At 58.4% G+C, this 23,711-nt stretch carries 21 protein-coding genes and 1 pseudogene; 13 read left to right on the top strand and 9 right to left on the bottom strand.

Annotation, left to right across the window (positions count from 1 at the left end; all coding sequences use genetic code 11):
- Positions 1 to 3 precede the first annotated feature (3 nt).
- From QF050_RS11220 to QF050_RS11245, 6 genes are all read left to right on the top strand, one after another.
- Positions 4 to 588, top strand: coding sequence for an acyltransferase (locus QF050_RS11220; protein ID WP_308930497.1), 585 nt, complete (start codon positions 4 to 6; stop codon positions 586 to 588).
- Between the two features lie 124 nt (positions 589 to 712).
- Positions 713 to 1,900 (top strand): UDP-galactopyranose mutase, encoded by a 1,188-nt coding sequence (gene glf, locus QF050_RS11225; protein WP_308930498.1) that lies wholly within the window; start codon positions 713 to 715, stop codon positions 1,898 to 1,900.
- Positions 1,897 to 3,918: a glycosyltransferase gene (locus tag QF050_RS11230; protein WP_308930499.1), complete on the top strand. Its 2,022-nt coding sequence runs from the start codon at positions 1,897 to 1,899 to the stop codon at positions 3,916 to 3,918. The genes glf and QF050_RS11230 overlap by 4 nt, the downstream gene beginning before the upstream one ends.
- Positions 3,915 to 4,796, top strand: a complete 882-nt coding sequence (locus QF050_RS11235; RefSeq protein WP_374121522.1) for an ABC transporter permease — start codon at positions 3,915 to 3,917, stop codon at positions 4,794 to 4,796. Before QF050_RS11230 ends, QF050_RS11235 begins: the two co-directional genes overlap by 4 nt.
- Positions 4,797 to 5,522: an ABC transporter ATP-binding protein gene (locus QF050_RS11240; protein ID WP_308930500.1), complete on the top strand. Its 726-nt coding sequence runs from the start codon at positions 4,797 to 4,799 to the stop codon at positions 5,520 to 5,522.
- A gap of 57 nt (positions 5,523 to 5,579) precedes the next feature.
- Positions 5,580 to 7,700 (top strand): acyltransferase family protein, encoded by a 2,121-nt coding sequence (locus QF050_RS11245; protein ID WP_308930501.1) that lies wholly within the window; start codon positions 5,580 to 5,582, stop codon positions 7,698 to 7,700.
- Between the two features lie 93 nt (positions 7,701 to 7,793).
- Here QF050_RS11245 and QF050_RS11250 read toward each other — a convergent pair whose 3' ends face one another.
- From QF050_RS11250 to QF050_RS11275, 6 genes are all read right to left on the bottom strand, one after another.
- Positions 7,794 to 9,770, bottom strand: a complete 1,977-nt coding sequence (locus QF050_RS11250; protein WP_308930502.1) for a DUF6541 family protein — start codon at positions 9,768 to 9,770, stop codon at positions 7,794 to 7,796.
- Between the two features lie 62 nt (positions 9,771 to 9,832).
- A complete protein-coding gene (gene rfbA / locus QF050_RS11255; protein ID WP_308930503.1) occupies positions 9,833 to 10,696 on the bottom strand; it encodes a glucose-1-phosphate thymidylyltransferase RfbA in 864 nt (287 codons plus the stop codon).
- A gap of 53 nt (positions 10,697 to 10,749) precedes the next feature.
- A complete protein-coding gene (locus QF050_RS11260) occupies positions 10,750 to 11,664 on the bottom strand; it encodes a glycosyltransferase (protein WP_308930504.1) in 915 nt (304 codons plus the stop codon).
- Positions 11,664 to 12,560, bottom strand: coding sequence for a glycosyltransferase (locus QF050_RS11265; RefSeq protein WP_308930505.1), 897 nt, complete (start codon positions 12,558 to 12,560; stop codon positions 11,664 to 11,666). The genes QF050_RS11260 and QF050_RS11265 overlap by 1 nt, the downstream gene beginning before the upstream one ends.
- 1 nt (position 12,561) lies before the next feature.
- Positions 12,562 to 12,951: a DUF2304 domain-containing protein gene (locus tag QF050_RS11270; RefSeq protein ID WP_308930506.1), complete on the bottom strand. Its 390-nt coding sequence runs from the start codon at positions 12,949 to 12,951 to the stop codon at positions 12,562 to 12,564.
- Positions 12,951 to 13,703, bottom strand: a complete 753-nt coding sequence (locus QF050_RS11275; RefSeq protein ID WP_308930507.1) for a glycosyltransferase family 2 protein — start codon at positions 13,701 to 13,703, stop codon at positions 12,951 to 12,953. Before QF050_RS11275 ends, QF050_RS11270 begins: the two co-directional genes overlap by 1 nt.
- Before the next feature lie 244 nt (positions 13,704 to 13,947).
- Here QF050_RS11275 and QF050_RS11280 point away from each other — a divergent pair, with 244 nt between their 5' ends.
- Genes QF050_RS11280 through QF050_RS11295 form a run of 4 tightly spaced genes read left to right on the top strand, consistent with a single transcriptional unit; the run spans position 13,948 to position 18,154 of the window.
- The gene (locus QF050_RS11280; RefSeq protein WP_308930508.1) at positions 13,948 to 14,700 is read left to right on the top strand and encodes a glycosyltransferase; all 753 of its coding nucleotides are present in this window, start codon (positions 13,948 to 13,950) and stop codon (positions 14,698 to 14,700) included.
- A gap of 30 nt (positions 14,701 to 14,730) precedes the next feature.
- A complete protein-coding gene (rfbB, locus tag QF050_RS11285; RefSeq protein WP_308930509.1) occupies positions 14,731 to 15,729 on the top strand; it encodes a dTDP-glucose 4,6-dehydratase in 999 nt (332 codons plus the stop codon).
- Between the two features lie 3 nt (positions 15,730 to 15,732).
- Entirely contained in the window at positions 15,733 to 17,154 is a 1,422-nt protein-coding gene (locus QF050_RS11290) for a bifunctional dTDP-4-dehydrorhamnose 3,5-epimerase family protein/NAD(P)-dependent oxidoreductase (RefSeq protein ID WP_308930510.1), read from the top strand.
- Positions 17,155 to 17,164: 10 nt separating this feature from the next.
- Positions 17,165 to 18,154 (top strand): glycosyltransferase, encoded by a 990-nt coding sequence (locus QF050_RS11295; RefSeq protein WP_308930511.1) that lies wholly within the window; start codon positions 17,165 to 17,167, stop codon positions 18,152 to 18,154.
- A 59-nt stretch (positions 18,155 to 18,213) separates the two neighbouring features.
- Here QF050_RS11295 and QF050_RS11300 read toward each other — a convergent pair whose 3' ends face one another.
- A complete protein-coding gene (locus QF050_RS11300; protein WP_308930512.1) occupies positions 18,214 to 19,440 on the bottom strand; it encodes a hypothetical protein in 1,227 nt (408 codons plus the stop codon).
- Positions 19,441 to 19,605: 165 nt separating this feature from the next.
- Positions 19,606 to 21,456, bottom strand: coding sequence for a hypothetical protein (locus tag QF050_RS11305; RefSeq protein ID WP_308930513.1), 1,851 nt, complete (start codon positions 21,454 to 21,456; stop codon positions 19,606 to 19,608).
- Between the two features lie 413 nt (positions 21,457 to 21,869).
- On the opposite strand from QF050_RS11305, the gene QF050_RS11310 reads away from it, so the two are divergent.
- The 3 genes and pseudogenes from QF050_RS11310 to QF050_RS11320 form a co-directional block, all read left to right on the top strand.
- The gene (locus QF050_RS11310) at positions 21,870 to 22,274 is read left to right on the top strand and encodes a GtrA family protein (RefSeq protein ID WP_308930514.1); all 405 of its coding nucleotides are present in this window, start codon (positions 21,870 to 21,872) and stop codon (positions 22,272 to 22,274) included.
- A 223-nt stretch (positions 22,275 to 22,497) separates the two neighbouring features.
- A complete protein-coding gene (locus QF050_RS11315) occupies positions 22,498 to 22,734 on the top strand; it encodes a transposase family protein (RefSeq protein WP_308930515.1) in 237 nt (78 codons plus the stop codon).
- Between the two features lie 57 nt (positions 22,735 to 22,791).
- Positions 22,792 to 22,944 (top strand): annotated as a pseudogene (locus tag QF050_RS11320) (transposase); the annotation flags it as partial.
- 53 nt (positions 22,945 to 22,997) lie between these two features.
- Here QF050_RS11320 and QF050_RS11325 read toward each other — a convergent pair.
- Positions 22,998 to 23,423, bottom strand: coding sequence for an HNH endonuclease signature motif containing protein (locus QF050_RS11325; protein ID WP_308930516.1), 426 nt, complete (start codon positions 23,421 to 23,423; stop codon positions 22,998 to 23,000).
- Positions 23,424 to 23,711 lie beyond the last annotated feature (288 nt).

Raw genomic sequence — 23,711 nt, forward strand, 5'->3', positions numbered from 1 at the left:
CCTTTGGGCACCATCGCCGACAGTGCTGACGTTGATCCAGGTGCGCACATCGGGACAGGCGCCAAAGTGTGGCATCTCGCACAGGTCCGGGAGGCGGCACGCCTGGGGGAGAACTGCGTTGTGGGCCGTGGCGCCTACATCGGCCCGGGCGTAGTTCTCGGGGATAACTGCAAGGTGCAGAATTACGCCCTGGTATACGAACCTGCGGTTCTGGAGGCTGGAGTCTTTATTGGTCCTGCAGTGGTCCTCACCAATGATGTCTTTCCCCGCGCTGTGACTCCGGATGGCACCCTCAAGACAGAGGATGACTGGGACAAAGTGGGGGTCACGATCCGGGAGGGAGCTGCTGTCGGAGCCCGTGCAGTCTGCATAGCGCCCGTAACCATCGGGGCATGGGCGATGGTGGCTGCCGGCGCTGTGGTCACCAAGGATGTGCCGGACTTCGCGCTTGTGGCCGGCGTCCCCGCCCGGCGCATCGGCTGGGTGGGTAAGGCGGGCCAACCGTTGATAAGCGAAGGCGGCCGATGGGTCTGCCCCGGCACACGGGATTCGTATATCGAACGGGACGGGGCGCTGCGGCCCGCGTGATGACTGCCTGTGCGGCCGATCACAGGGGCGGAGGAGATTCGACGGACGCTCCGGTCCCTCGGGTAGGCTAGAACAGCAGACGATGCACTCCATTGTGCTGCCCGTATTCAAACCAGGAGATTTTGTGACCGCTGACCTCGTCATTGTAGGGTCCGGCTTTTTTGGCCTGACAATCGCAGAACAGGCCGCTAGCGAGCTCGGCCTGAAGGTCGTCGTCCTCGACCGCCGCCACCATATCGGCGGCAACGCCTACAGCGAAAAGGAAGAGCAGACCGGTATTGAAATCCACCGGTACGGCGCCCACCTTTTCCACACGTCAAACGAGCGCGTGTGGGAATACGTCAACAGGTTCACCACCTTCACCAACTACGTGCACAAGGTTTACGGCGTCCACAAGGGGGAGGTGTTCTCCCTGCCCATCAACCTGGCCACTATCAACCAGTTCTTCCGGGCCAACCTCACCCCGGGCCAAGCACGGGACCTCATCCAGGAACAGGCCGGGGAACTGGCTGGAACCGATCCCCAGAATCTCAACGACAAGGGCATCCAACTGATTGGCCGTCCTCTGTACGAGGCCTTTATCAAGCACTACACGGGGAAGCAATGGCAGACGGATCCAAAGGACCTGCCGGCGGGCATCATCTCCCGGCTGCCCGTGCGCTACAACTACGACAACCGGTACTTCAATGACAAGTACGAGGGCCTGCCCACCAACGGTTACACCGCGTGGATCGAGAAAATGGCCGAGCACCCGAACATCGAGGTGCGCCTGAACACCGACTTCTTCGACGAGTCGCACGACTACAGCAAGAACAAGGTGGTCGGCAAGATTCCCGTGGTTTACACCGGCCCGGTGGACCGCTACTTCGACTACGCCGAGGGCGACCTCTCCTGGCGCACCATCGACTTCGAAGAAGAAGTCCTGGATGTCGGCGATTTCCAAGGCACCTCTGTCGTCAACTACAACGACGACGACGTCTCCTACACCCGCGTCATCGAACCTCGCCATTTCCACCCCGAGCGCGACTACCAGACCGAAAAAACGGTCATCATGCGGGAGTTTTCGCGATTCGCCGAAAAAGACGACGAGCCCTACTACCCCGTCAACACCTCCGCGGACAGGGAACGCCTGCTCAAGTACCGCGACCTTGCCGCCGCTGAAACCGACGTCCTGTTTGGCGGCAGGCTGGGCACCTACAAGTACCTGGACATGCACATGGCCATTGGATCCGCGCTGAGCATGTTCGACAACAAGATCCGGCCGCATTACGAAAGCGGCGTGAAGCTGGAAAGTGGAGGCGTGGACGCATGAGCTTGTCAACTGCGAACCAGAAGAAGGCCGCCGTTGCGGCGGCTGAAGAGATTTCCGGGAACTGGGATACCCTTCAGCGCGTGATCTTGCCCAGTGCAAGCCAGATGGACACGGCGCCTCTGTACATGGACATGGGCACGGCGACCGGAATCCAACTTCCGACGATCGGCGACGGGGACGGGAAGGATGTCAAGCCCCGGACCATCAGCAGCCCGACAAAAGAGGCACACGTAGAGGACTTCCTCTCGCGGCACTCCACCTCAGTCCGGTCGGGGGAGCGGGTTTCCTTCGGTACTTACTTCAACGCCTTCCCGGCCAGCTATTGGCGTCGGTGGACAACGGTGGACAACGTCCGGCTGCAGGTCCGGACTCAGGGTGCCGGTTCTGTCATTGTCTACAAGTCCAATGCCCGGGGGTCACTGCAGCGCGTTGATACCCGCCGTGTCGAAGGAATCTCGGAAAGCCATTTTGAACTGTCGCTGGCTCCCTTCGGAGATGGTGGATGGTACTGGTTCGACCTGTTGGCCGGAACTGAGCCCCTGATCATGCTTGACGCGGAATGGCAAGGGCCCACTGTTGAGAGCACCCCGGGGTCGGTAACTCTCCAGATCACCACACTCAACAAGACGGACTTCTGCCTGAACAACCTCCGTCTCTTGGCCGACAGCGCCGAGGCCCTTGCCCACGTGCAAGAGATCCTCATCGTTGATCAAGGCACACAGAAACTTTCCGACGCTCCCGGCTTCGACGATGTAAAAGCGAGCCTGGCCGGCAAGCTTCGCATCATCAACCAGTCCAACCTGGGTGGGTCCGGCGGATTTGCCCGCGGGATGTTTGAGGCCGTCGAAAATGGCAGTGACTATGTGCTGCTCATGGACGACGATATCGTCGTCGAACCTGAAAGCATCATCCGCCTCCTCACCTTTGCCGACCGGTGCAAGACGCCAACCCTTGTTGGCGGACACATGTTCGACCTGTACAACCGGACTGTTTTGCACACGTTTGGCGAAGTAGTTAATCCCTACCGCTTCCAACCGGCACTTCCCAGCGAGGATATGATCCTCGGGCACGACTTCCTGTCGTCCAACCTGCGGCAGACTTCGTGGCTGCACCGGCGCTGCGACGTCGACTACAACGGCTGGTGGATGTGCTTGATCCCCACCAAAGTTATCCGCGACATTGGGCTCTCACTCCCGCTGTTCATCAAGTGGGACGACGCTGAATACGGTTTGCGGGCAAAGGAACACGGCTACCCCACGGTTTCGCTGCCGGGATCTGCCGTGTGGCACGTCTCTTGGATCGACAAGGACGACCTGGTTGGTTGGCAGGCCTACTTCCACTCCCGGAACCGCGTTGTGGCCGCCTTGCTTCACAGCCCGTACGAATTCGGCGGTGAAGTTGTCAAAGCTTCCCAGTACGGCGACGTCAAGCACATGGTTTCCATGCAATACGCCACCGCGCAGGGCAGGCAATGGGCATTGGAAGATGTGTTGAAGGGGCCGGATGCCCTGCCCGGCCTGTTGTCGACCAAACTGCCGGAAATCCGAGAGATGATGTCGGCGCATTCCGATGCTGTGTTCCGGCCGGATCCGGAAGACTTTCCGGCCCCGAAGATGGACAAACCGCCCCGCCGCGGGCACGGGCCGTCCCAACCTTCGAGGATCACACTCCTGCCTTGGGCTGCCAAGACCATTGCCCGGCAGTTGGTCAAGCCTGTCACGGGTACCAGTGCTGAGCGCCCGCAGGCCACAGTGGCGCATCAGGACAATCGCTGGTGGCGGATGGCGCAGTACGACAGTGCGGTGGTCTCAAATGCTGAAGGAACCGGCGCTTCATGGTATCGGCGTGATCCCAAGCGGCTGAGGAAGATGCTGGCCGAAAGCGGTCGCCTTCACGCGGCGCTACTTAAGGAATGGCCTGCGCTCAGCACGAAGTACAAGGCAGCCGTGAACGATCTGACGTCGATCGAGTCGTGGAGGAAGACGTTCGAGCAGCATACGCAGAATGAGATCAAGTGAGCGTAATTTCGACCAGTGAGTTGACCACGCCTGGACTGGGCGGGGGACTGCGGGACATCAAGCAATCAAGCTTCCTGCTCAAGCTGCTGGTGCGGAAAGAACTAAAAGTCAGGTACCGGGGCTCTGTTCTCGGCCTCCTCTGGTCCTATGTAAAACCGGGCGTCCAATTCATAGTCTTCTATGTGGCCCTGGGAATCTTCCTTGGGTTGGAGCGGAGCGCCAGGAATCCGGACGGGTTGGCAAACTATGCCGTCTACCTGTTTTCCGGCATCGTCCTGATCAATTTCTTTTCCGAGGCATTGGGCAACGCGGCAAGGTCCATCGTGATGAACGGAAACCTGATCAAGAAGATCTATCTTCCGCGCGAATTGTTTCCCGTAGCATCCGTTTGGGTGTCTGCAGTGCACTTCTTCCCCCAACTCGTGGTTCTCGTCGTGGGCTGCGTCTTCGCGGGATGGCATCCGAATCCCGTACAACTCTTGGCTGCCGTCGCCGGATTCATCATCGTGGGACTTCTCGCGACAGGCTTGGGTCTGCTTTTCGGTGCAGCCAACGTGTACTTCCGCGACTCGGAAAACCTCGTGGATATGCTCTTGATGGTTGCCACCTGGGCTTCCCCCGTCATGTACGCATGGTCCATGGTTGAGCAGAAGCTTGGAAGCACTGCATTTGCCGTGTACCAAGCAAACCCGATCACCATTGGGGTGGAGTTGTTCCACTACGCGTTCTGGTTTCCGACGACTGACGGTTCGGTAGCCATGCCCCCGAACCTCTTTAGCCTGTGGCTGCCTGTTGGGCTCGTGGTCGCGGTGGTCATTGTTGTTTTGGGTCAGTACACCTTTCGGCGCCTTGAGGGCCGTTTTGCACAGGAGCTGTAAGTGGTCACGGCGATAGAAGTTTCGAATATCAGCAAGCAATTCGTATTGCGCCACACCAGGTCCCTGAAGGAGGCAGTGGTGTGGCTGGCCAAGGGCCGAAAGGGCGACTTATCCGAGAAGTTCCATGCCTTGAAAAACGTTTCTGTTGAGGTCGAGGCCGGCGAAACGGTAGCCCTGTTGGGTCTCAATGGCTCTGGCAAATCTACTTTGCTAAAACATATTTCGGGTGTGATGCTGCCCGACACGGGCACGGTCAAGACGAGGGGGCGGGTAGCCGGGCTGATTGAGGTTGGTGCCGGTTTCCACCCTGACCTGTCCGGACGGGACAACGTCTTCCTTAACGGTGCCATCCTCGGCATGACTGAACAGCAGGTCAAAGACCGGTTCGACGAGATCGTAGAATTTTCGGAGATCGGCCAATTCATTGACACTGAGGTTAAGTTCTACTCCTCTGGGATGTATTTGCGACTCGCTTTTTCCGTGGCGGTCCACACCGACCCCGAAGTATTCCTCATTGACGAGATCCTTGCCGTTGGCGACGAGCCTTTCCAGCGAAAGTGCATCGATAAGATCCAGGAACTCGCGCGTGATGGCAAGACATTGGTGGTGGTAAGCCACGACCTCGATCTGGTCTCGAGGATTTGCGAACGAGGCATCCTGCTTGAGCATGGCAACGTGAAGTTCGATGGCTCGATTCATGACGCAGTTGCGATACTTCGGTCCTGAGCGGGTCCACAACGGCCGGTTCCTGCAGGATTGCCCCGAACCTAAGGTGCCGTCCTGATGCCCCGCACGTCTGGGACCCTTGTCGGCCGGCACGTTCGATCAAGCCCGGACACCGGGGCAGCAAAAGGACCGCGCCCTGATATTCAGGGCCTCCGGGCAGTTGCCGTCGGTTTGGTCATCGTCTACCACATTTGGCCTTCGGCGCTCCCCGGAGGTTTCGTCGGCGTTGATGTTTTTTTCGTGATCTCAGGGTTCCTGATCGTCGGATCACTCGTTCGAGAGATAGGGAACTCTAGCCGCCTGAATATCCATTCGTTCTACGAACGAAGGATTCTGCGGTTATTGCCTGCCGCGACTGTCGTGCTCTTGGCCATCGTTCTGGGCACCGTGGTTCTGCTCCCGCAAAGCAGATGGCAGTCGATCAGCCTGGACGTGATTGCGTCAGGGCTCCAAATCCAGAACTGGAATCAGGCGTTTAGCGCAAACAGCTATGCCCAGGCCACGGCCTTGGTCTCTCCGGTCCAGCACTACTGGTCCCTCGCCGTTGAGGAACAATTTTACATCGTCATACCGATTCTGCTTCTTGCAGGGGCGTTTCTCGCCCGGAAGTTCGGTAGGGACGCAACATCTGTCTCCGTTGCTGTAATTGCCGCGCTCACAGCCGGTTCCTTTGTCCACAGTATTTTTCTGTCTGCTTCCGACCACGAAATTGCCTACTTTGCCACCAGTACCCGCATCTGGGAACTTGGCGCCGGCGGGTTGACTGCTCTCTTCCTCCGGAAGGGCCGGCCGGGAGAGAAAGTCGGGATTCTGGCTGGGTGGGCCGGGCTGGCAGGCATTGTCTGCGCTGCCTTCACGTTCTCCACGTCACTTGCCTTCCCGGGCTACGTGGCCTTGCTCCCGGTTGCCGCCACGATCTTGATCCTTTCAGCGGGCGGCGGCCAGGACAGGGCGCAGGGATTTCACTCAGTATCTTCCCTGTTGAGTTTCCGGCCGATCACGTTCGTAGGCGACATCTCTTACTCTTTGTACCTGTGGCATTGGCCCGTCGTGGTTTTTTATGTCTTTTTCCTCGGCCGTGAGCCCGGGTGGGTCCACGGTGCCGTCGTCGTGGCACTGAGTATCATTCTTGCAATACTCTCCTATTATTTTGTCGAGCAGCGGTTTAGGTATGTTCGTCATCGGCCCAAGCCTGCTTCGGCGCGTGGGAAGAAGGCACGCTTCCGCCCTGCTGCAACATTCCTCGTGGCAGTGGGCGTAGTGGTCGCAACGTCTGGGTCGGCTTTGGTTCCGTGGGGCATCGTGGAAGCCAAATCCCAGGAATTGCAGGGTCTCCTCAACATCCGTGAATATCCGGGTGCCATGGCATTTGACCCCGGGCGTGAAATACCCGTCCCGGCTGGTATGCCGATGCGGCCGGAACCTTCGCTGGCGCTAAAGGACGTGCCCATCACGGCCGGAGATGATTGCGGTGTCTACGATCCTGCCGTTATGGGCACGGAACGATGCATCTACGGCGTGACGGATCCTTCGAAAAGCATGGTGATCGTGGGTGACTCCCACGCTGCACAGTTTGTGGATTCTTTGGTGCTCGCAGGAAAACCGACCGGGTGGCAGGTACATGCGATGGTCCGTAACGGGTGTCCGTTCAGTGCCGTGCCACCCGCCGATGAGACCACCGTCTACAACAACTGTTCGGCGCAGAACCAAGTCTCGTTGCAGAGGATTCTGGCCCTCCGGCCAAACCTGGTGGTTATATCCGGGATGGTACCCCAGGGTTATGAGCAGGCCCTTCACTGGCGGTGGGAATCGACTGATTCCTTGGTGAAAGGCTACGTTGATCTCATAAGACCGCTTAGGAATGAGGGCCTCCGGGTTGCTGTTGTCCTCGACAATCCTTATCCCGCCTTTTCTGTGCCCGATTGTGTCGCGCGCAGGAGCCCCGACTCGCCCCAATGCCAGGTGGACCGGCCCAAGAAGGACAGGGGCGACGACCCACTGAAAAGGGCCGCAGATCAGGTGTCGGGCGTTGAGGTCCTGGACCTCGCTGACTACATGTGCCGGGCGGATACGTGTCCGGCAGTCATAGGAAACGTGCTCGTATACCGGGATAACCACCTCACAAACACATTTGCCAAGTCTTTGGCCCCTGTCCTTTCAAGGAAACTGCAACTCTGAGTTCTGGTGACGGTGTTGACCAGCACCTCGAGTGGACGGGCTCAATGCCCGAATTGCGCCGAGCTTTGAAGGAGTGATTGGGATGGACCGCACTCACTGACAGGCAGTGACTTGAAACAGCTTTGCTTCACCGTGTTGGGCCAGGAGCTTGAATCCCGGAGTTGCATCGGGGATTTGCAATCCCTGGAACCCGTGGTTCCCGCCATGAACCTCGCGGGTGCCGAAGTCGAGAACATACCGGACGTTGCCGGCCCGTGCCGCCGAGCACACTGCGGGGTCAGTGGCTGCTTCACGGAACTTGTCATTCAGGAGTTCAATGGCTTTTGTGTAGGTGGTCAGGGTGTGCTTGGAAGTCGTGTTGCGGTCGGCGATGGCAAAGGCCATGGCACCGCCCGTCCAGGGATTCACTGCGACTGTTGCATCGGACGGGACAAAGTCGTCGAGCTCCTGGATAATGGCCATCTCGTCCGAACTGACCAAAGGGGAGTCGGGGGTAGTCGAGTAGTTGGCCTGGGCGGACAAAACCGCGGTAACCATCGGTGGTGCCTGGAGTATGCCGACGACGACGAACAATATGATGGGGCCGACGCTGTGCAGAACCGCCGGACGGCCCATAGGGGAAACCCTGTGCCCTAGCCTGCTGATCAGCCGCTCCTGCAGGATTTGAACGAGCCAACCAGCGCCGAGGGCCGCCAGCGGCACCCCAACGACGGGCAAGAGCGCCGCAAGACGGTAGCTGTCGTTGTACCACACCCCGGTCAGGAGATCCCGAAGCCGACCTGCCGGTCCGGCTGACACGACCACGAACAGCGCGGCGATGACGACGAACGATCCCGCGAACCAAGCTGTCGCAGGACGCCTGATGACGTTGACCAGCCCAATAACCACCAGAGCGCTCACAGCCCAGGCAACTGGACGTTGCATGGCGGAGTTGGTCAGTATTTCACCTAGAGCCTGGCCTTGGGTCTGCACGGGCAACCAGAACGCCGCCACAGCGGGAGGCCTGATGATCTTCCACAACACAGCCATGACGCCCAGTGTGGCCAGCAGGCCAAGTCCGGCGACCAGTGTCAGCTTGACGGATCTACCGGTCCTGCGTCGTTCGACTGCAAGGCAAACCCAGGCCGCAATCAGAATTGGGATTGAGAGGGCAAACAGCGACATCACCCCGTTAGGGTGCGCAATCGCCACCCCAAGGGCTGCGATGGGGGCCAACAAGTACCTGGCAACGGGACCGACGTTCCGAAGCTGGCGGTTACCGAAGAAGAGGCTCACGCACGCCAAGGCCGCGGGAAGCATGCTGACTGAAAGGAAGTTGGGGTACAAAACACCAAAGTCCAGCAGCAGGATTGGGAAGGAACCGAACCCGGCCGCCAAAACACCAGCCGCACCTACGGCGTAGGGGTTCGAGCCGACCAAGGTCCACACCAGAAACATGCAACCCAAGGTCCAGACGCCTGCAGCGATGCAAAGGTTCAGGACATTAACAGCGGCCGGCAAAGGGGCGCCGGTGAGTTGAATGAGAAGTGAGGCCAACCCATGCCATGCAGCTGGGTAGAAGTATGGCGGGTTGTCTCCATTGGTCATCGCTGTCAGCGTCATGGATGACGCATTTCCGGTATCCAGAACGTAACGGACTGCGTTGAGATGAAAGACGTTGTCAAACGTCTGTGAAATGTTGTCCGGCCTGCCGAAGGCGGTGCGGAGTTGAATTGCTATTGACAGTGCGCCGATGCCAAAGCCGACACCGGCCAGGAGCGGCATTCGATTTGTCCAGGTCAACGCAGCACGCCAAGGCAGGACCGGCTGGTGGAGAGCAGGAATTCTTCGGACAACGACGAGGGCAACGGCAAGGAGGAACGTTGCGGCTGCAACCGGCAGGATTGACCACCCGACGCCCAAATATGGGGCAACGATGGCGCTGACCGAGACGACGCTTACCGTAAGGATTGGAGCAACGGCCAGGAAAGCTGGATTTCGCAACCCCATAGCCAAGATCAGGAGCGTGCCGGGAACAAATAAGAGCAGCAGGCATGCTATGGCTGTTGGCAGGATGGAAAACCAGCTCATTAATACTCCAGGAACGACGACGAGAACAGGGCTGGGCGCGGCGCTATGGCCATCACCAAGGGCTAGTCCTCCAGAAGTCCAAGAAGGTAGCTACCATAGCCGCTCTTCACCAGGGGCTCTGCACGCCGGCGGAGGTCGTCGTCGGTCAGAAAGCCCTGACGCCAAGCGATCTCTTCCGGTGCCCCGATCTTGAGTCCCTGACGGTTCTCGACCGTGCGTATAAAGTTCGACGCATCGCTGAGATCGTTGAAGGTTCCGGTGTCCAGCCAGGCAGTACCACGGGGGAGGATCTCGACTTGGAGCTTTCCCCGCTCAAGGTAAGTCCTGTTGACGTCGGTAATTTCGAGTTCCCCCCGAGGAGAAGGTTTGAGGTTCCGCGCAACATCGACGACATCGTTGTCATAGAAATACAGCCCGGGCACCGCGTAGTGGCTCCGGGGCTTCTCCGGCTTTTCCTCCAACGATAGCGCTTTGCCGTCGTCATCAAACTCCACGACTCCGTACGCCTTGGGATCTTTCACCCAATAACCAAACACGGCGCCGCCGTCAATATCCGCATGCTTTCGAAGCTGTGTGCCCATGCCTTGGCCGTAGAAGATGTTGTCACCCAAAACAAGCGCGACCGTCTCGTCGCCAATGTGTTCGGCACCAAGGATGAAAGCCTGGGCCAGTCCATCGGGCGAAGGCTGCTGGACGTAGGTGAGACTAATCCCAAACTGCGAACCGTCTCCAAGCAGGCGTTGGAACTGCTCTGCATCGTGCGGAGTGGTGATGATCAGGATGTCCCTGATTCCCGCAAGGATCAGCGTGGAAAGCGGGTAGTAAATCATTGGCTTGTCATACACCGGGACGAGCTGCTTGCTGATGCCAAGAGTAATTGGGTGCAGCCGCGATCCAGTTCCGCCGGCCAGAATAATTCCACGCATGGGATCAATCATTCCCCACTACGCAGCCAGCACCAAAACTGCCACAGGGCGATCTATTGTGACTTCAACAACGGAGAGGGCCCCATGCGGCCACGTAGGCCGTCCCTTGCACCAAGAACTGCTGCTGCCAGCCTTTTACGCCGCCCCTTCGCAAGAACCGTTACCAGAAGCAAGTGGCGTAGGTCCATCAGCACCCCCCTGACAGCCCACCACGGTTGCGTGGCTCGATATTGGCGAAACAGAAAGATGCGGTTACGGACGATGTAGTAATAACGCCAGGAAGTCGCGGTCCTGACCATCATGGGCCGGCCCTGCCAGGTAATGGCAAAGGGACCCAAGCTGGCCGGCACCATCTGACCCAATGAGTGATTGAGCGATGCATCCTTTGCGATGACGCAGACCCTGCCCGCTTCATGTGCCCGCAGGTAAAAGTCGCTGTCCACGCCGTCGATGAACAGGCGCTCGTTAAAAGGGCCAATTGCCAATAGGGATTCAATGGGTATCAGCAGCCCTGACTGCACGGGTTCGTCGCCGAGCGTGACGCCGCTGGACAAGGTCCGCGCCCTCTTGGGAAGGCCGCTCACGTTGGCAGGAGCGACCATTCCGACCTTCAGTCCAACTGACTGCGCGTCATTTGCTGCTTCCACCAAAGCGTGGACGAAACCAGGCTCAACGAGCGAGTCCTGATCCATCGTCAGGATAAAATCGAGCCTCTGATACAGCGATTGGGCGTGCCTGACTCCTGCATTCAGGGCGGAAGCTATTCCCCTGTTGCTCTCAAAACGAACGACGGAACATCCGAGTGCACTAAGCGCTTCGAAGGTGCTGTTATCGGTGATGTCGCTGCCGTCGTCCACGACCACAACCCCGGTGCATTCGCGCAGAAGCGCTTGGCAGTTCAGGACGAGGCCCTCGGGGGGATTGAAGGCGGTAACAAGGCCCACCGTCACCGGATGGTCGTTAGGCATTACGCTCCCAGTCCGTGCCGAACCATAGTTCGGAATGCCCCGGCATCGCCGGTCTTCAGTAGAACCGGCACAAGGGACAAGGCGTGGGCTCTTGAGGTCAGGCGCAGACGCGCGGCAAGTTCCGCCCGTCGCCAGCCCTTGGCGCGGGTCAATTCTGCAGCGAGGGCAAAGTAATCCCGCTCGCCCTGAAAGCGTGAGCCACTCATGATGAGTACTGAGGAAGCGCTGTCGGAGTGGCGGCGGTATGCGAAACACTTCTCCGGTACTACGAGGAGCGAATGTCCCTCGACGATCATGTCGATGACGAGGGCCAAGTCCTGGATGATTGGAAACTCGTTCCGAAAATCGAAATCCCTGACCGAAGACGTCTTGAACGTTAAGGAGGGCCAATACAGCCAGTCGCCGTGCAGGAGGCTGGTCGCCAGTTTTTCACCCGAAAGCAGTAGAGGTGCGGAAGACCTCGGCCTGAGAAGGCGTTGCTTTACCCTGTCCACGAGCGTCTTGCTCGGTTTGCCATCTGCGTCGATAACTGTCACGCCAGGCTGGATGATGTCTGCTTCCGGGAATTCCCTGTGGGCCTGCAGGATTGTTTCCACGTAGTCGGGAAGCAGATAGTCATCACACCCCACAAAACAAACCAGATCCTGCTCCGCACGCCGAAGAGAGGTTCTGAAACTGGCAGTAATTCCTTCATTTTGTTTTTTCTTTATGAAGGTGATGCGCGAATCGTCAAGTGATGACACATAATCCGCGATCGTGGAATCCGGGTAGGCGTCATCAACAACCGTCAAACGCCAACGAGGATTAGTTTGTCCAAGTATGCTGTCAACTGCCAGCTTCATATATCCCGGATCTCCCCAATAGGGGATGAAAATATCGAGGGAAGTGTCCGGCATCTTAGGGATGACCCTCAATATTCTCAATTCGGCTCTTCTGCACCCTTGGCAGCTGCTCAGTCATATGTTCAATCTGCACCCGGAGAATTGCCACTTCCTCTGCCAGTGCCCGCGTTTCGTCTTCTACCACGGATATCTCCCAAGACAGGTGGAGACTGACGCCCAAGAGCATCAGAATGCTAAGAATAAACAGCAGGTTTGATGGCAACTGCACTCCGGCAGCGCGTGCGACCAAGTCCAGCAGTTGTGGGAAAGCTGCCAGTACAAGAGTGGCTATGCCAACGACGAGCCACCAAATGGCGTACTTTTCGCGTAGTTTCTTGCGGCGCAACATCTCAACGACGAGACCCACAATAGCGAGGGCCAACACGAACGCGGCGACATTGGGCATCATTTTTGTCCTGCTGTAGCTGGAATGGGAAGAGTCAGATGTGAGCGTTTCCGGGTGAGGGCGAACGCAAGGGCAAAGAATGAACGGCCGAGATACACAGCCGCTTTGACAGGATGATGGCTTGGGGTGCCGCCCTGCCGCGGGCGCATTTCGACAGGAACCTGAGTGACCTTCAAGCCTGAGCGGATCGCAACTACAAGGGAGTCGATAGTGTCTCCGAGGTATTCGGCAGGATAATGGTCCAGGTATTGTGCGATCGCTCTGCGGTTAGCTGCACGGAACCCGGAAGTAACGTCCGTTAGGGGAGTCTTTGCGAGGCGTGACAATACTAAAGCCAGAAGCTTCATGGCCCACTTTCGCGGGCCGCTGACGGCGTAGTCGCCGCGATCGGCAAACCTGGCGCCGATCGAGATGTCAGCCGACTCCAATCCGTTGAGTACTTCCCGGATGTTGCGCGGGTCATGTTGGCCGTCAGCGTCGACCTGGATAACTTGACCATAGCCAAGCCGGTCGGCGTACTTGAAGCCTGCCCTCATGGCGCCGCCAACCCCCAGATTGAAGGGAAGGTTCATGACGGAGGCGCCGGCAGCGGCTGCCTCGAAAGCCGTCTGGTCAGTTGACCCATCGTTTACGACAAGTACGTCGTAGGGCTCATCCAGAGCGAGTACCTCGGCAACGGTAGTCCCCACGCAAGCGGCTTCATTCCATGCCGGCATGATGACCAGGACACGATTGCTTTCCAAAGTGCGCATAATATCCCAACTATACCAATGCGGCGGCGGCGGCCGGCGGCAGCCCATGGCCTTCCTGACCGCGCAGGCTTCAGGACCTGGCTAGGCAGGTGAGGCAAGGCGGCGCATTGAATCCTACGCTTTAGCGGCCTCGTCCTGCTAACCGGCACTCAAAGGTCAGGACGGAGCATTCCCGCGGACGCTGGCTGCTGCGGTACACGAGCCGGCCTTGTTGCCCCCTTGAAATCCGATAGTCTCGTATGCCATGACTAGTGGACTGCCCCCATTTGCGGCTACCCCCCGGATAAGTGTCTGCATGGCCAGCTACCGTGGTGCCCTCTACATCGAGGAACAGATTTCGTCCATCCTGCAGGAACTGGGACCGAACGATGAACTGGTCATCGTCGACGATGCATCTCCCGATGACACCGTTGAAGTGATCAGGGAGTTCAACGATCCACGGGTTCGGTTGATCCAGAACGCAAGTAACTCGGGCTACGTCAGGACCTTCGAAAAAGCCGTGCTGGCGAGCAAGGGCGAGTTCATCTTCCTCTCCGACCAGGACGATGTCTGGGTTCCCGGCCGGGTTAACCAGATGCTGGAAGGGCTGCAAAAGTCAGCTATGGTCGCCACGAACTTCGCGATGCTCGGTGGCGGACCCCGGCCATGGATACCTCCGCTCAAATCCGCGATGGACTCCCGACGCCTGGCGAACCTGCTCGGAATCATGATTGGCTACCGAGCTTATTACGGGTGCGGTATGGCATTTCGGCGCGAGCTTATCCCTGTGCTTACTCCCATTCCGGCGTATGTTCGCGAGTCCCACGACCTGTGGTTTGCAATATGCGGCAACGTGGCCCGGTCGATTGTGCACTTGGAAGCGCCCAGTCTGCTGCGCCGCCTGCACGATCAAAACGAGACGCCGAGCGGCTTTCGTTCCCTGCGGCGGATCGTCGAGGCCAGACTCATGCTGGGACGGTTACTTCTGGAGGCTTCCCGGAGACTTCGAAGGCGGTAAGCGGCATGGTCGAGCGGCTAAGCTGTCCTAATGCAGAATCTCCTTGTCACCGGCGGTGCCGGCTTCATCGGTTCCAATTTTGTCCACTATGTTCTTGAAAACACTGACGACCGTGTTACCGTCCTGGACAAGCTGACTTACGCCGGGAACTTGGAATCTCTGAAGGGACTGCCCGCAGACCGCTTCAGGTTTGTTGAGGGTGACATCGCCGATTCCGGACTGGTCGACCAGCTGGTCGCTGATGCTGATGTCGTGGTCCACTATGCGGCTGAATCGCATAATGACAACTCCCTGCATGATCCCCGCCCGTTCCTGGACACCAACATCATCGGCACCTACACGCTGATTGAGGCGGCTCGAAAGCACGACAAGCGGTTCCACCACATTTCTACGGACGAGGTCTACGGCGACCTTGAGCTGAATGACCCGGCGCGGTTCACCGAGCAGACGCCATACAACCCATCGAGCCCCTACTCGTCCACGAAGGCGGGCTCGGACCTGCTGGTTCGAGCCTGGGTCCGGTCCTTCGGCCTGCAGGCGACAATCAGCAACTGCTCGAACAACTACGGTCCTTACCAGCACGTGGAAAAATTCATCCCCCGCCAGATCACTAACATCATCGACGGCATCCGCCCGAAGCTGTACGGCAAGGGCGAGAACGTTCGGGACTGGATCCACGCAAACGATCACTCGTCTGCAGTGTTGGCGATCATTGCCAAGGGCAGGATCGGGGAGACTTACCTTATTGGTGCCGACGGCGAAAAAAACAATAAGGACGTCGTTGAATTGATCCTCAAGCACATGGGCCAGTCGCCCGATGCCTATGATCATGTCGTAGACCGGCCAGGCCACGACCTTCGCTACGCGATCGATTGCACTAAGCTTCGCAACGAACTGGGCTGGGAGCCCAGGTTTTCCAACTTCGACACAGGCATCGAAGACACTATTGCCTGGTACAGGGAAAACGAAGACTGGTGGCGGCCGCAGAAGGCCCTGACGGAGGCAAAGTACAAGGTGCAGGGCCAGTAGAAGATGTCGATCCAATTTTCGAAGAAGCTTGCCGCCCACGAAACCCCGATTCCCGGTGTCGTCGTTTACGACCTCCCCGTACACGGGGACAACCGGGGATGGTTTAAGGAAAACTGGCAGCGGGAAAAGATGGTTGCCCTGGGCCTGCCCGATTTTCGTCCCGTCCAGAACAACATCTCTTTCAATGAGAAAACCGGTACTACCCGCGGTATCCACGCGGAGCCCTGGGACAAGTTCATCTCCGTTGCCACGGGGAGGATTTTTGGGGCTTGGGTAGACCTTCGGGAGGGACCCACCTTCGGTGCTGTGTTCACCGCCGAGTTGGACCCCAGTCAGGCGATTTTCATTCCAAGAGGCGTAGGCAACGCTTTTCAGACCTTGGAAGACAACACCGCTTACACCTATCTTGTCAACGACCATTGGTCCGCGGATGCTCAAGGGCAATACACCTTTCTGAATCTCGCCGATGAGTCGGCAGCCATCCAGTGGCCCATCTCCCTTGACCAGGCAGAACTATCGGACAAGGACAAGGCCCACCCCCGGTTGGCTGACGTCGTCCCCATGCCACCGAAGAAAATTCTGGTGGTGGGTGCGGACGGCCAGCTTGGCCGGGCGCTGCGGAGGCATTACGACGGCGACCCGTCCGTTGAGTTCGCCGGGCGCAGTGACTTCGATATCACCGATGCTGGGACCTTCCTGGCCCGTAGCTGGAAGAACTACTCGACCATCATTAATGCAGCCGCCTACACCGCCGTGGATGCAGCCGAAACCCCTGAAGGCCGCATCGCTGCCTGGGCCAATAACGTGACGGCTGTGGCACTTTTGGCCAGAACCGCCGTCGAACACGACCTGACTCTCGTGCACGTCTCGTCCGACTACGTCTTTGACGGTTCACGTGCCCTGCATTCGGAGGAAGAACCCTTCTCACCCCTGGGTGTCTACGGCCAGACAAAGGCTGCTGGTGATGCTCTGGTGAGCGTCGTACCGCGACATTTCATCATCCGGACGAGCTGGGTTATTGGCGATGGCAACAACTTCGTCCGTACCATGGCTTCCCTCGCGGCACGTGGGGTCGAGCCCTCGGTGGTCAACGACCAGGTCGGGCGGCTTACATTTACCGACGACATCGCCGCAGGCATCCGGCACCTCCTCGCGGCAGGAGGCTACGGCACCTACAACCTGACAAATGACGGCGAACCGCAGTCCTGGGCCCAGATTGCCTCTGACGTTTTTCAATTGTCCGGGGCCTCGCGTGAGGCTGTTACCGGAGTCAGCACTGCCGAGTACTTCCGAGGCAAACAAGCCGCCCCGCGCCCTTTGAACAGCGTGCTCGACCTGGCAAAGATCAAAGCATCCGGTTTCGTGCCGAGGCCTGCCCGGGAAGTTCTGGAAGACTACCTCTCCCGGCAGACAACGAGGGCATAGCGGGTTCACCATGCCTTTTAACTCCCACTCGTTTGGCATCATCGCCTTGGCGGCCTACCAGCCGGATTGGAACCTGTTCCGTACGCAACTGCTGTCCATCCAGGCCCAGACTCACGCAAACTTCCAGTGCCTGATCTCCGCAGATGGGGGAGACGCTGAGGTCGAGGATTTCGTCGCACGAGAGCTGGGCGCCGATGAGCGCTTCAGGGTTCTTGGTTTTCCCGATCGCCTGGGCTTTTATGGCAATTTCGAGCGCGTACTCAGTGAAGTTCCCGAGAATGCGTCTTGGGTAGCACTGTCTGACCAGGATGACTCGTGGTACCCCACCAAGATCGAAACCCTGCTTCCCTATCTGGACAGCGTTAGTCTGGTTGCCGGGCAGGCAAGAGTAGTGCGGCTCCCCGGCAATCAGGTGGTAGCTGAGTCAACACAACGCAGCAATGTCGGGCTCGGGTCCTTGCTCGCTCAAAACCAGGTGACAGGAAGCCTGTGCGTATTTCGCCGGGGCCTTCTTGACCTTGCGCTCCCTTTTCCTCGGCTTGAAACCATAACGCAGGTTCATGACCATTGGCTTGCTGTTTGCGCCAAGGCTACGGGAGATGTACGGCTGGTCAGCGACGTAGTCCAGGACTACGTCCAACATGGCGGAAACGTCTTGGGTGAGGTGGCCGGTCGAAAGAGCCCGGCGCAATCCCTCAATCATCTCAGGGACATGTCAAGAAAATACCGTGGCAGCGATAGCCCTGTCGCCATGCTCCAAGCTGCCAACGACTTGAGCTTCGGTTGGAGAAGGGTCATGGCCGATGCGTTGCGGAAACGCCTGGACCTGAGCAATGCCGCAGATGACGCGGTGGCGGCCTACGAGACTGGCCACCGTTGGATGGGTACCATCAGGACACTCGTTTCCGGGCTAAGAAGCGGAGAGGTCGCGCTTCCATGTTTCCTGGAATTTCTCGCTGGCTTTCCTGTCGAGCTTTTCGCGAAGGCCTCCAGGCTTTAGGGGAATTTGGTTCCGCTTTGTTCCCATTGGCCGCAACTGCACGGTGACTCGTTGATTTCCTAGCGGTTCTGCAGACATTTGCGCACCACCATAAGCTGGTAGCCCGCTACAACAAATTCAGCGAGACCTACTGACCATGCGACGCCCGGCGCTCCCATCAGTAAACCCAGTACCAACATTAGGGGAACGTTCAGGGCGGCGCCCACCGCTGTGGACGTGGCAAGGGCTGCCCCCCGTCCAAGGGGAATGAGGCACGCGAGCCCCACGATCTGCGCTATCAGCACGCCGGCCAGGATAGCCCCAAAAGGGATGCTGAGGCTGAAGCCAATGACGATTGCCCCGCCCGAGAAGATCGTACTGGCCCACGGAGTCAGCACGGCGAGTAGACCGCCGGCAATGAGCCCGGCAGCCGGGGCCAACTTCGCCACTGTTGCTATCCTGCGCAAACTCTGCGTGCGCCCGGCCTCAGGAATCCACCCCTGGATCACCTGGAGAATAGGACCAAAACCTGCGACGGCAAAGCGGAACAGTTTGTCGGCCAAGGCGTACTGGGGGAGCGCTGCGTTCACTACCTGGTTGACCACAAGCATGGGCAGGTTACTGTTCAGGCTGCCAGTCCCGGCCGCAATCACTCCATGCTTCTGATCCTTCAAACGTTTCATCGCCGGGCCGATTCGCAGATCGGCTTCCAGAGGCCGTTCTGCCTGGGCAAGGACGCCTGCTGCACCAGAGACGACCGCCAGCAGGTTGAAGACCAACAGCGACAAGACAAAAACAATTGGATGCGGAATGAGTTGGATCAACACGAGGCCAGCGATGGTTCCGAGTCCTTGGGGGAGTACGTCGAATAGGAACAGTCTCCAAGGCTTTGCCTGACCTATAAAAAACCAAGAGGCCCCCACGAAAGGGAGAACGTACGCTACCGATGCCAATGCGGCCACAAACGGGTCTGTTTTGGATATCAGCAGCATCACCACGAACATCACCGGCGCACCAAACAGCAAGAGGTAGCCCCGGCTGACAAGTGAATCTACAAACATTTGAGGACGTTTCTCGGCCGGGAGCGACGCAACGAGGGCAGCACCCACTGTGCCCCAGCCGAAGGCCACGATGATCCCAAAAATGGCAGCAGTGGCCTGCGCCAGAGCCAGTTCACCCCACACTTCTTTACCCAGAGTGGAGATAACGAAGGGGATGGCGAGCAAATTGACGGCGGTCGAAAACACAAGGGAAGTCGCGAAGCCGCCAAAGCGGCGAACTAAAGAATTGGTGCCTGCAGAAACCAAAAGTAATTCCTCCGATCAGGAAATTGCATGCCTTCACCGACAATTCAGGCGTAGTTCTGGTCGGCCGCCAGGAAATAAGTTCCAGTTGTCCTTAAAGTCCGGGGAAATTCCATTTCTTGTCCATCGCTGGGCGCCAGGGACAACAATGCGAGCTCGAAATTGGCGTTACTTGAATTTGTAGATGGAAAATTCTTTACCAGACCAAGTAAGGGTGCGTTCAGGAACTAGGCACGGTGCATCCAACTTGTGGGATGAAGCGATGCCTTGGAGGCTCGGCCACCGATTCTTAAGGTCGCATGGATCTACCCGCACCACGGTTGTGTCTGTTGCGACAGTTCCAAAATCAATAGGTTGCCCCACTGTCCATTCGAAGAAGACAAACCCGCCTCCACGGTTCCAAGCGTCGGCGTGTCGGGACTGCGGATCGAGCTTCTGCCACGCCTCGGTGTTTGGGCCTGAGCGTTGGAGGCCGCTTAGGGAGGGCACGCCATTTGCCGTCATCACAGTGTCGAAAGGGCTGAAGTCAGACGCCCAAACGCCGTTTGACGCTGCTGCTTGTCTGCCTTCCGCGCGCAGATAAGTGGCTGTCTCGGATACGCGCAGATCACCGAGGCCAAATATAAGTGGGTTTGCTCCAACAACGGGAACAGCTGCAAGCGCCGACGTAAGAACGAGCGGCCAAACCTTTGTCGGGAATTTGGTTGTGACGAATACGCATGCCCCTACGGCCAAGGAGGCGATCAGAATCAGAGTTCGCGGCATTGTGGGCAGATACGACTGCTGGAGAGATGAGGCTGCGTAGCCGGTTACGAGGGCACAACTGGCTGCTGCAACTGCAGGACCTCGCCAGCCCACCTTGGCCGGGAGCCGATCGAGTAGTAGGCACACCAGAATAGAGGCCAGAATTCCGCAAACCTGGGCGGCCCGGGCCGGTTGCACATAGTTCAGGAGCGGGATTGAGGATCCCCGGTCACCAAAGTTGATGGTGCACCATACGAGCCATATGAGAGAGAAGGCTCCTATGACGAGAATCGCCATGTTGTCGCGAAACTTCCCAAGGTTTCGTATGAACACAATGAGCAGAGCAGCCCAAACGAAAGCTATGGTAAATGCAGTCGAAAGTTCGCTTTGATTTATTCCTACGGGCGCCACATCCTGCATTGCTCCGAGCGCCGGCGCGCCGAAAAGCAACGCAAAGGACTGGGCTGCACCCGCTGACCGTCGGGACCCTGGGTAAACGGTATTTAGCAGCGCGGACAAGCCGGCTCGGTTTTCCCACAGCACTCCCGCCAAGAAGACCAGGGAAACAAGCCCCGCGGATCCCAGCGCAAGCAGCTTCGGCTTCCATCTTTCCCTTGATGCGAGGATCCACGCGGAAGTGGCTGCGAGTACGGGGAGGCCGAGGACGAGCGACCATGGAATGTAGAAACTGGGCAAGCCTGCGAGCAATATGCCGGACAGCAGAGATTGCAGTGCAGGGACCAGGCGCTGCCCCAGGGCAAATCTCTTGTAGGCAGAAAGGAGCAGGCTGGAGCCGGCAATCGTGTAGGCAATCAGCTGTATGGGCATCATTGTCCACCACGAGGCAGCAGGCGACAGCGCAATTAGGAATGCTGCAAGCCATCCCCAGCGGCGGGCAGCTCCGAGCTGTGAAAACCACGTCGGTAGGAACAGGAAAAGCAGCAACGCGGGAAGCCACCAATGGGCAGCGAACACCATGGCGTCGGGCAAGAAGGCCGCGCTCCGCAACAAAGTGGAGTCGAAGAAGACCAAGGTCTCAAAAAAGCCGCCGGAAGGATAGCGGTGCGTAATGTCCGCGGGCGCCGCCAAAACGCTCGTCGTTGGTGCTCCGCCAGTGGCCATGATCGATAGAACGATAGGTGAAAAAGCGTTGTACTCATCCGACCTGATTGGAGAAGCATCTCCAATTTGAAGACCCAAGGGATGGGCCGGGTCCTGACGCAGGGTGGGCATACCAATGGATGAGGTAGTAGCTCCCATGATCACGACGATCACGTAGAGGAGGATGACCGCTATCCGAAGGGGATTGTCACTCCTTCCCGCGTAAGCCAGAAGCGTTGATCTCTTACCCATCTTTTCAGATGGCGGTGCTACTACTGAACTCAAACGTGCGTCCTCAGGTCGGGCTGGTGTCGTTGTAACTCTTGCTTCTTCGAGCCCTCCAGGACCGCAGGAATGGTCCCTGCCGAATCGCCCTATGGTAGGCTACTAGCTAGTCCCTAGGGCGCCTCACGGCCGTTGCACTCGAATGACTGTTGGAATTCCAGCAAATGTAGTCTACCCGGCGCCCGGGCTCACTCTTACCGCGAGTGATGATTGCCGCCGTTCGTGGCCCGTCGATGCCGCCAGATCAGAAATTAAGAGGATAAGTGCTGAGAAGGCATTCGAAAATTTTACTAGGCAGCGAATTGGCACGCTTCATCATAGTGGGAGGCATATCTTTTGTAATTGATCTTGGGCTGCTTATGCTGCTGCATGAGGTATTCCTTGTTGATCTCCTGATAGCTACTCCTATAGCGTTTCTCACGAGCCTTGCATTTAATTACGCCCTTCAGCGTGTTTTTACCTTCCGTGCCGAAAACGGTAGAAGCGTAAGCTTTATCAAGTACTGTCTCCTCGTGGCATTCAATACCTTTGCCGTAGACGTCATCGTCAACTTTGCTGACTGGCTGGGTGCCGGTTACCAGATTGGGAAAGTCATTGCGACGATCCTAACGACGGCTTGGAACTTTCTCTTGTACAAGCACTGGATATTCAAGTCCGGTGCAGGCAAGAAAGTGGCTGTTGACAATATCCCGGCTCAGCGACCGTAAGTTTCGTCGGAAACATCCAGCTGTAGGAATCCAGTTGAGTGAGGCTGCTGACGGCCGAGATGCCATTTAGTGTCCTTCGCAGATGAGCATGGTTAGCGCCGTCTGAGGCTGACGCCGTAGATGCAGCCGCTAATCGTGCGGCGTGGTGCGGGAAGAATGAGGCCGGGGCCTCTTTGATTTGGTTGCGACCAAGCAAACCAAGGGTGTTCACGTCAGCTCTGTTATGGCAACCGGAAGGCGCCTGGTCCTGGGCGTCGAGACCGGCGAGGACGTCACCGGTTGTCCGGACTGCGGAGTCGTCGCCGTCGGCCATGGACGCCGGCGGGTTCGGCTTCATGACATCCCGGGTTTCGGCGGGCCCGTGTCGATATTGTGGGCAAAGCGTGTTTGGCGCTGCCCGGACAGCGCCTGCCCGAGAACGACGTTCACCGAGGATGGCTCAAAACCCGCGGCCCTTTAGTTCACCGCAGGAATCAAGACCGCCGCGCTGGACCCGTTTCGCGGTTACGCCAATGCGATTCGTGATGAGCTCCCCGAAGCCATCACTGTCCTGGACGCTCTTCATGTCGCCAAACTCCGATCGTCCGTGGTTGACGAAGTCCGGCGCCGGGTCCAGCAGGACACCCTCGGACGCCACGGCCGAAAGGGAGACCCGCTCTGCGGGATCCGACGGACCCTGCAGATCGGGGCCGAACACCTTACCGACAAACAAGCCGCCAGGCTTCAACCATGCCTAATAGCCAAGGGCTGGAATTCGGGCTGCGTGTCAATCGGTGGGTGCGGCCTCTTCTGGGTTGCCGCGCCGAACTGCAGTGCGAGCATCGTGTTGATCTCGAGGTGGCGCAGCAGGAAGACCCGCTCGTCGAACCGCTTACGACGCAGCCAGCCGGTGACTTCATCGTTGCACTTGCTGGCGTTGCAGGAGCCGCAGGCCGGCGCGATGTTGTCGAGCGTGTAACGCCCGCCGCGGGAGAGCGCCAGGACGCAGTCGCGCTGCAGCGGCTTGTCGATCGCGCCGCAATACGCGCAGCCACCCCAGGCCGCCTTGAGCGCGGTCCACTGCTCGTCGTTGAGATCGTGCTCGACACGATCCTTCCGGCGCTTGCGTCTCCGAACGGCCCTGGCCTTGCGACTTTGGTAGAGCGCCATCGTCCCAGCATAGTCAACAGCGCGCCACGTATTGGTAGATCTGCGCGTCCTCCCCAACGCACGTCCCGCCCGTCAGACACGCACGCCGGAGCGGGGCAAGGAACTCGTCAACAAAATCATCGCATCATTCCCGACGTTCCCGATCCCGGAAGTCGCACGCGTCGGAAGACTCCCATCCTCGTCTACTTCGACACGAACGGTTCCCCGCCGAAGTGATCAACGGCACGAGCGCGATCCATAGCCCCAAAAGTCGCGTAGAAACCGAATCCTCCAAGAGAAATGAGCCCA

The sequence above is a fragment of the Arthrobacter sp. SLBN-112 genome (assembly GCF_030944625.1).
Taxonomy (GTDB): Bacteria; Actinomycetota; Actinomycetes; order Actinomycetales; family Micrococcaceae; genus Arthrobacter.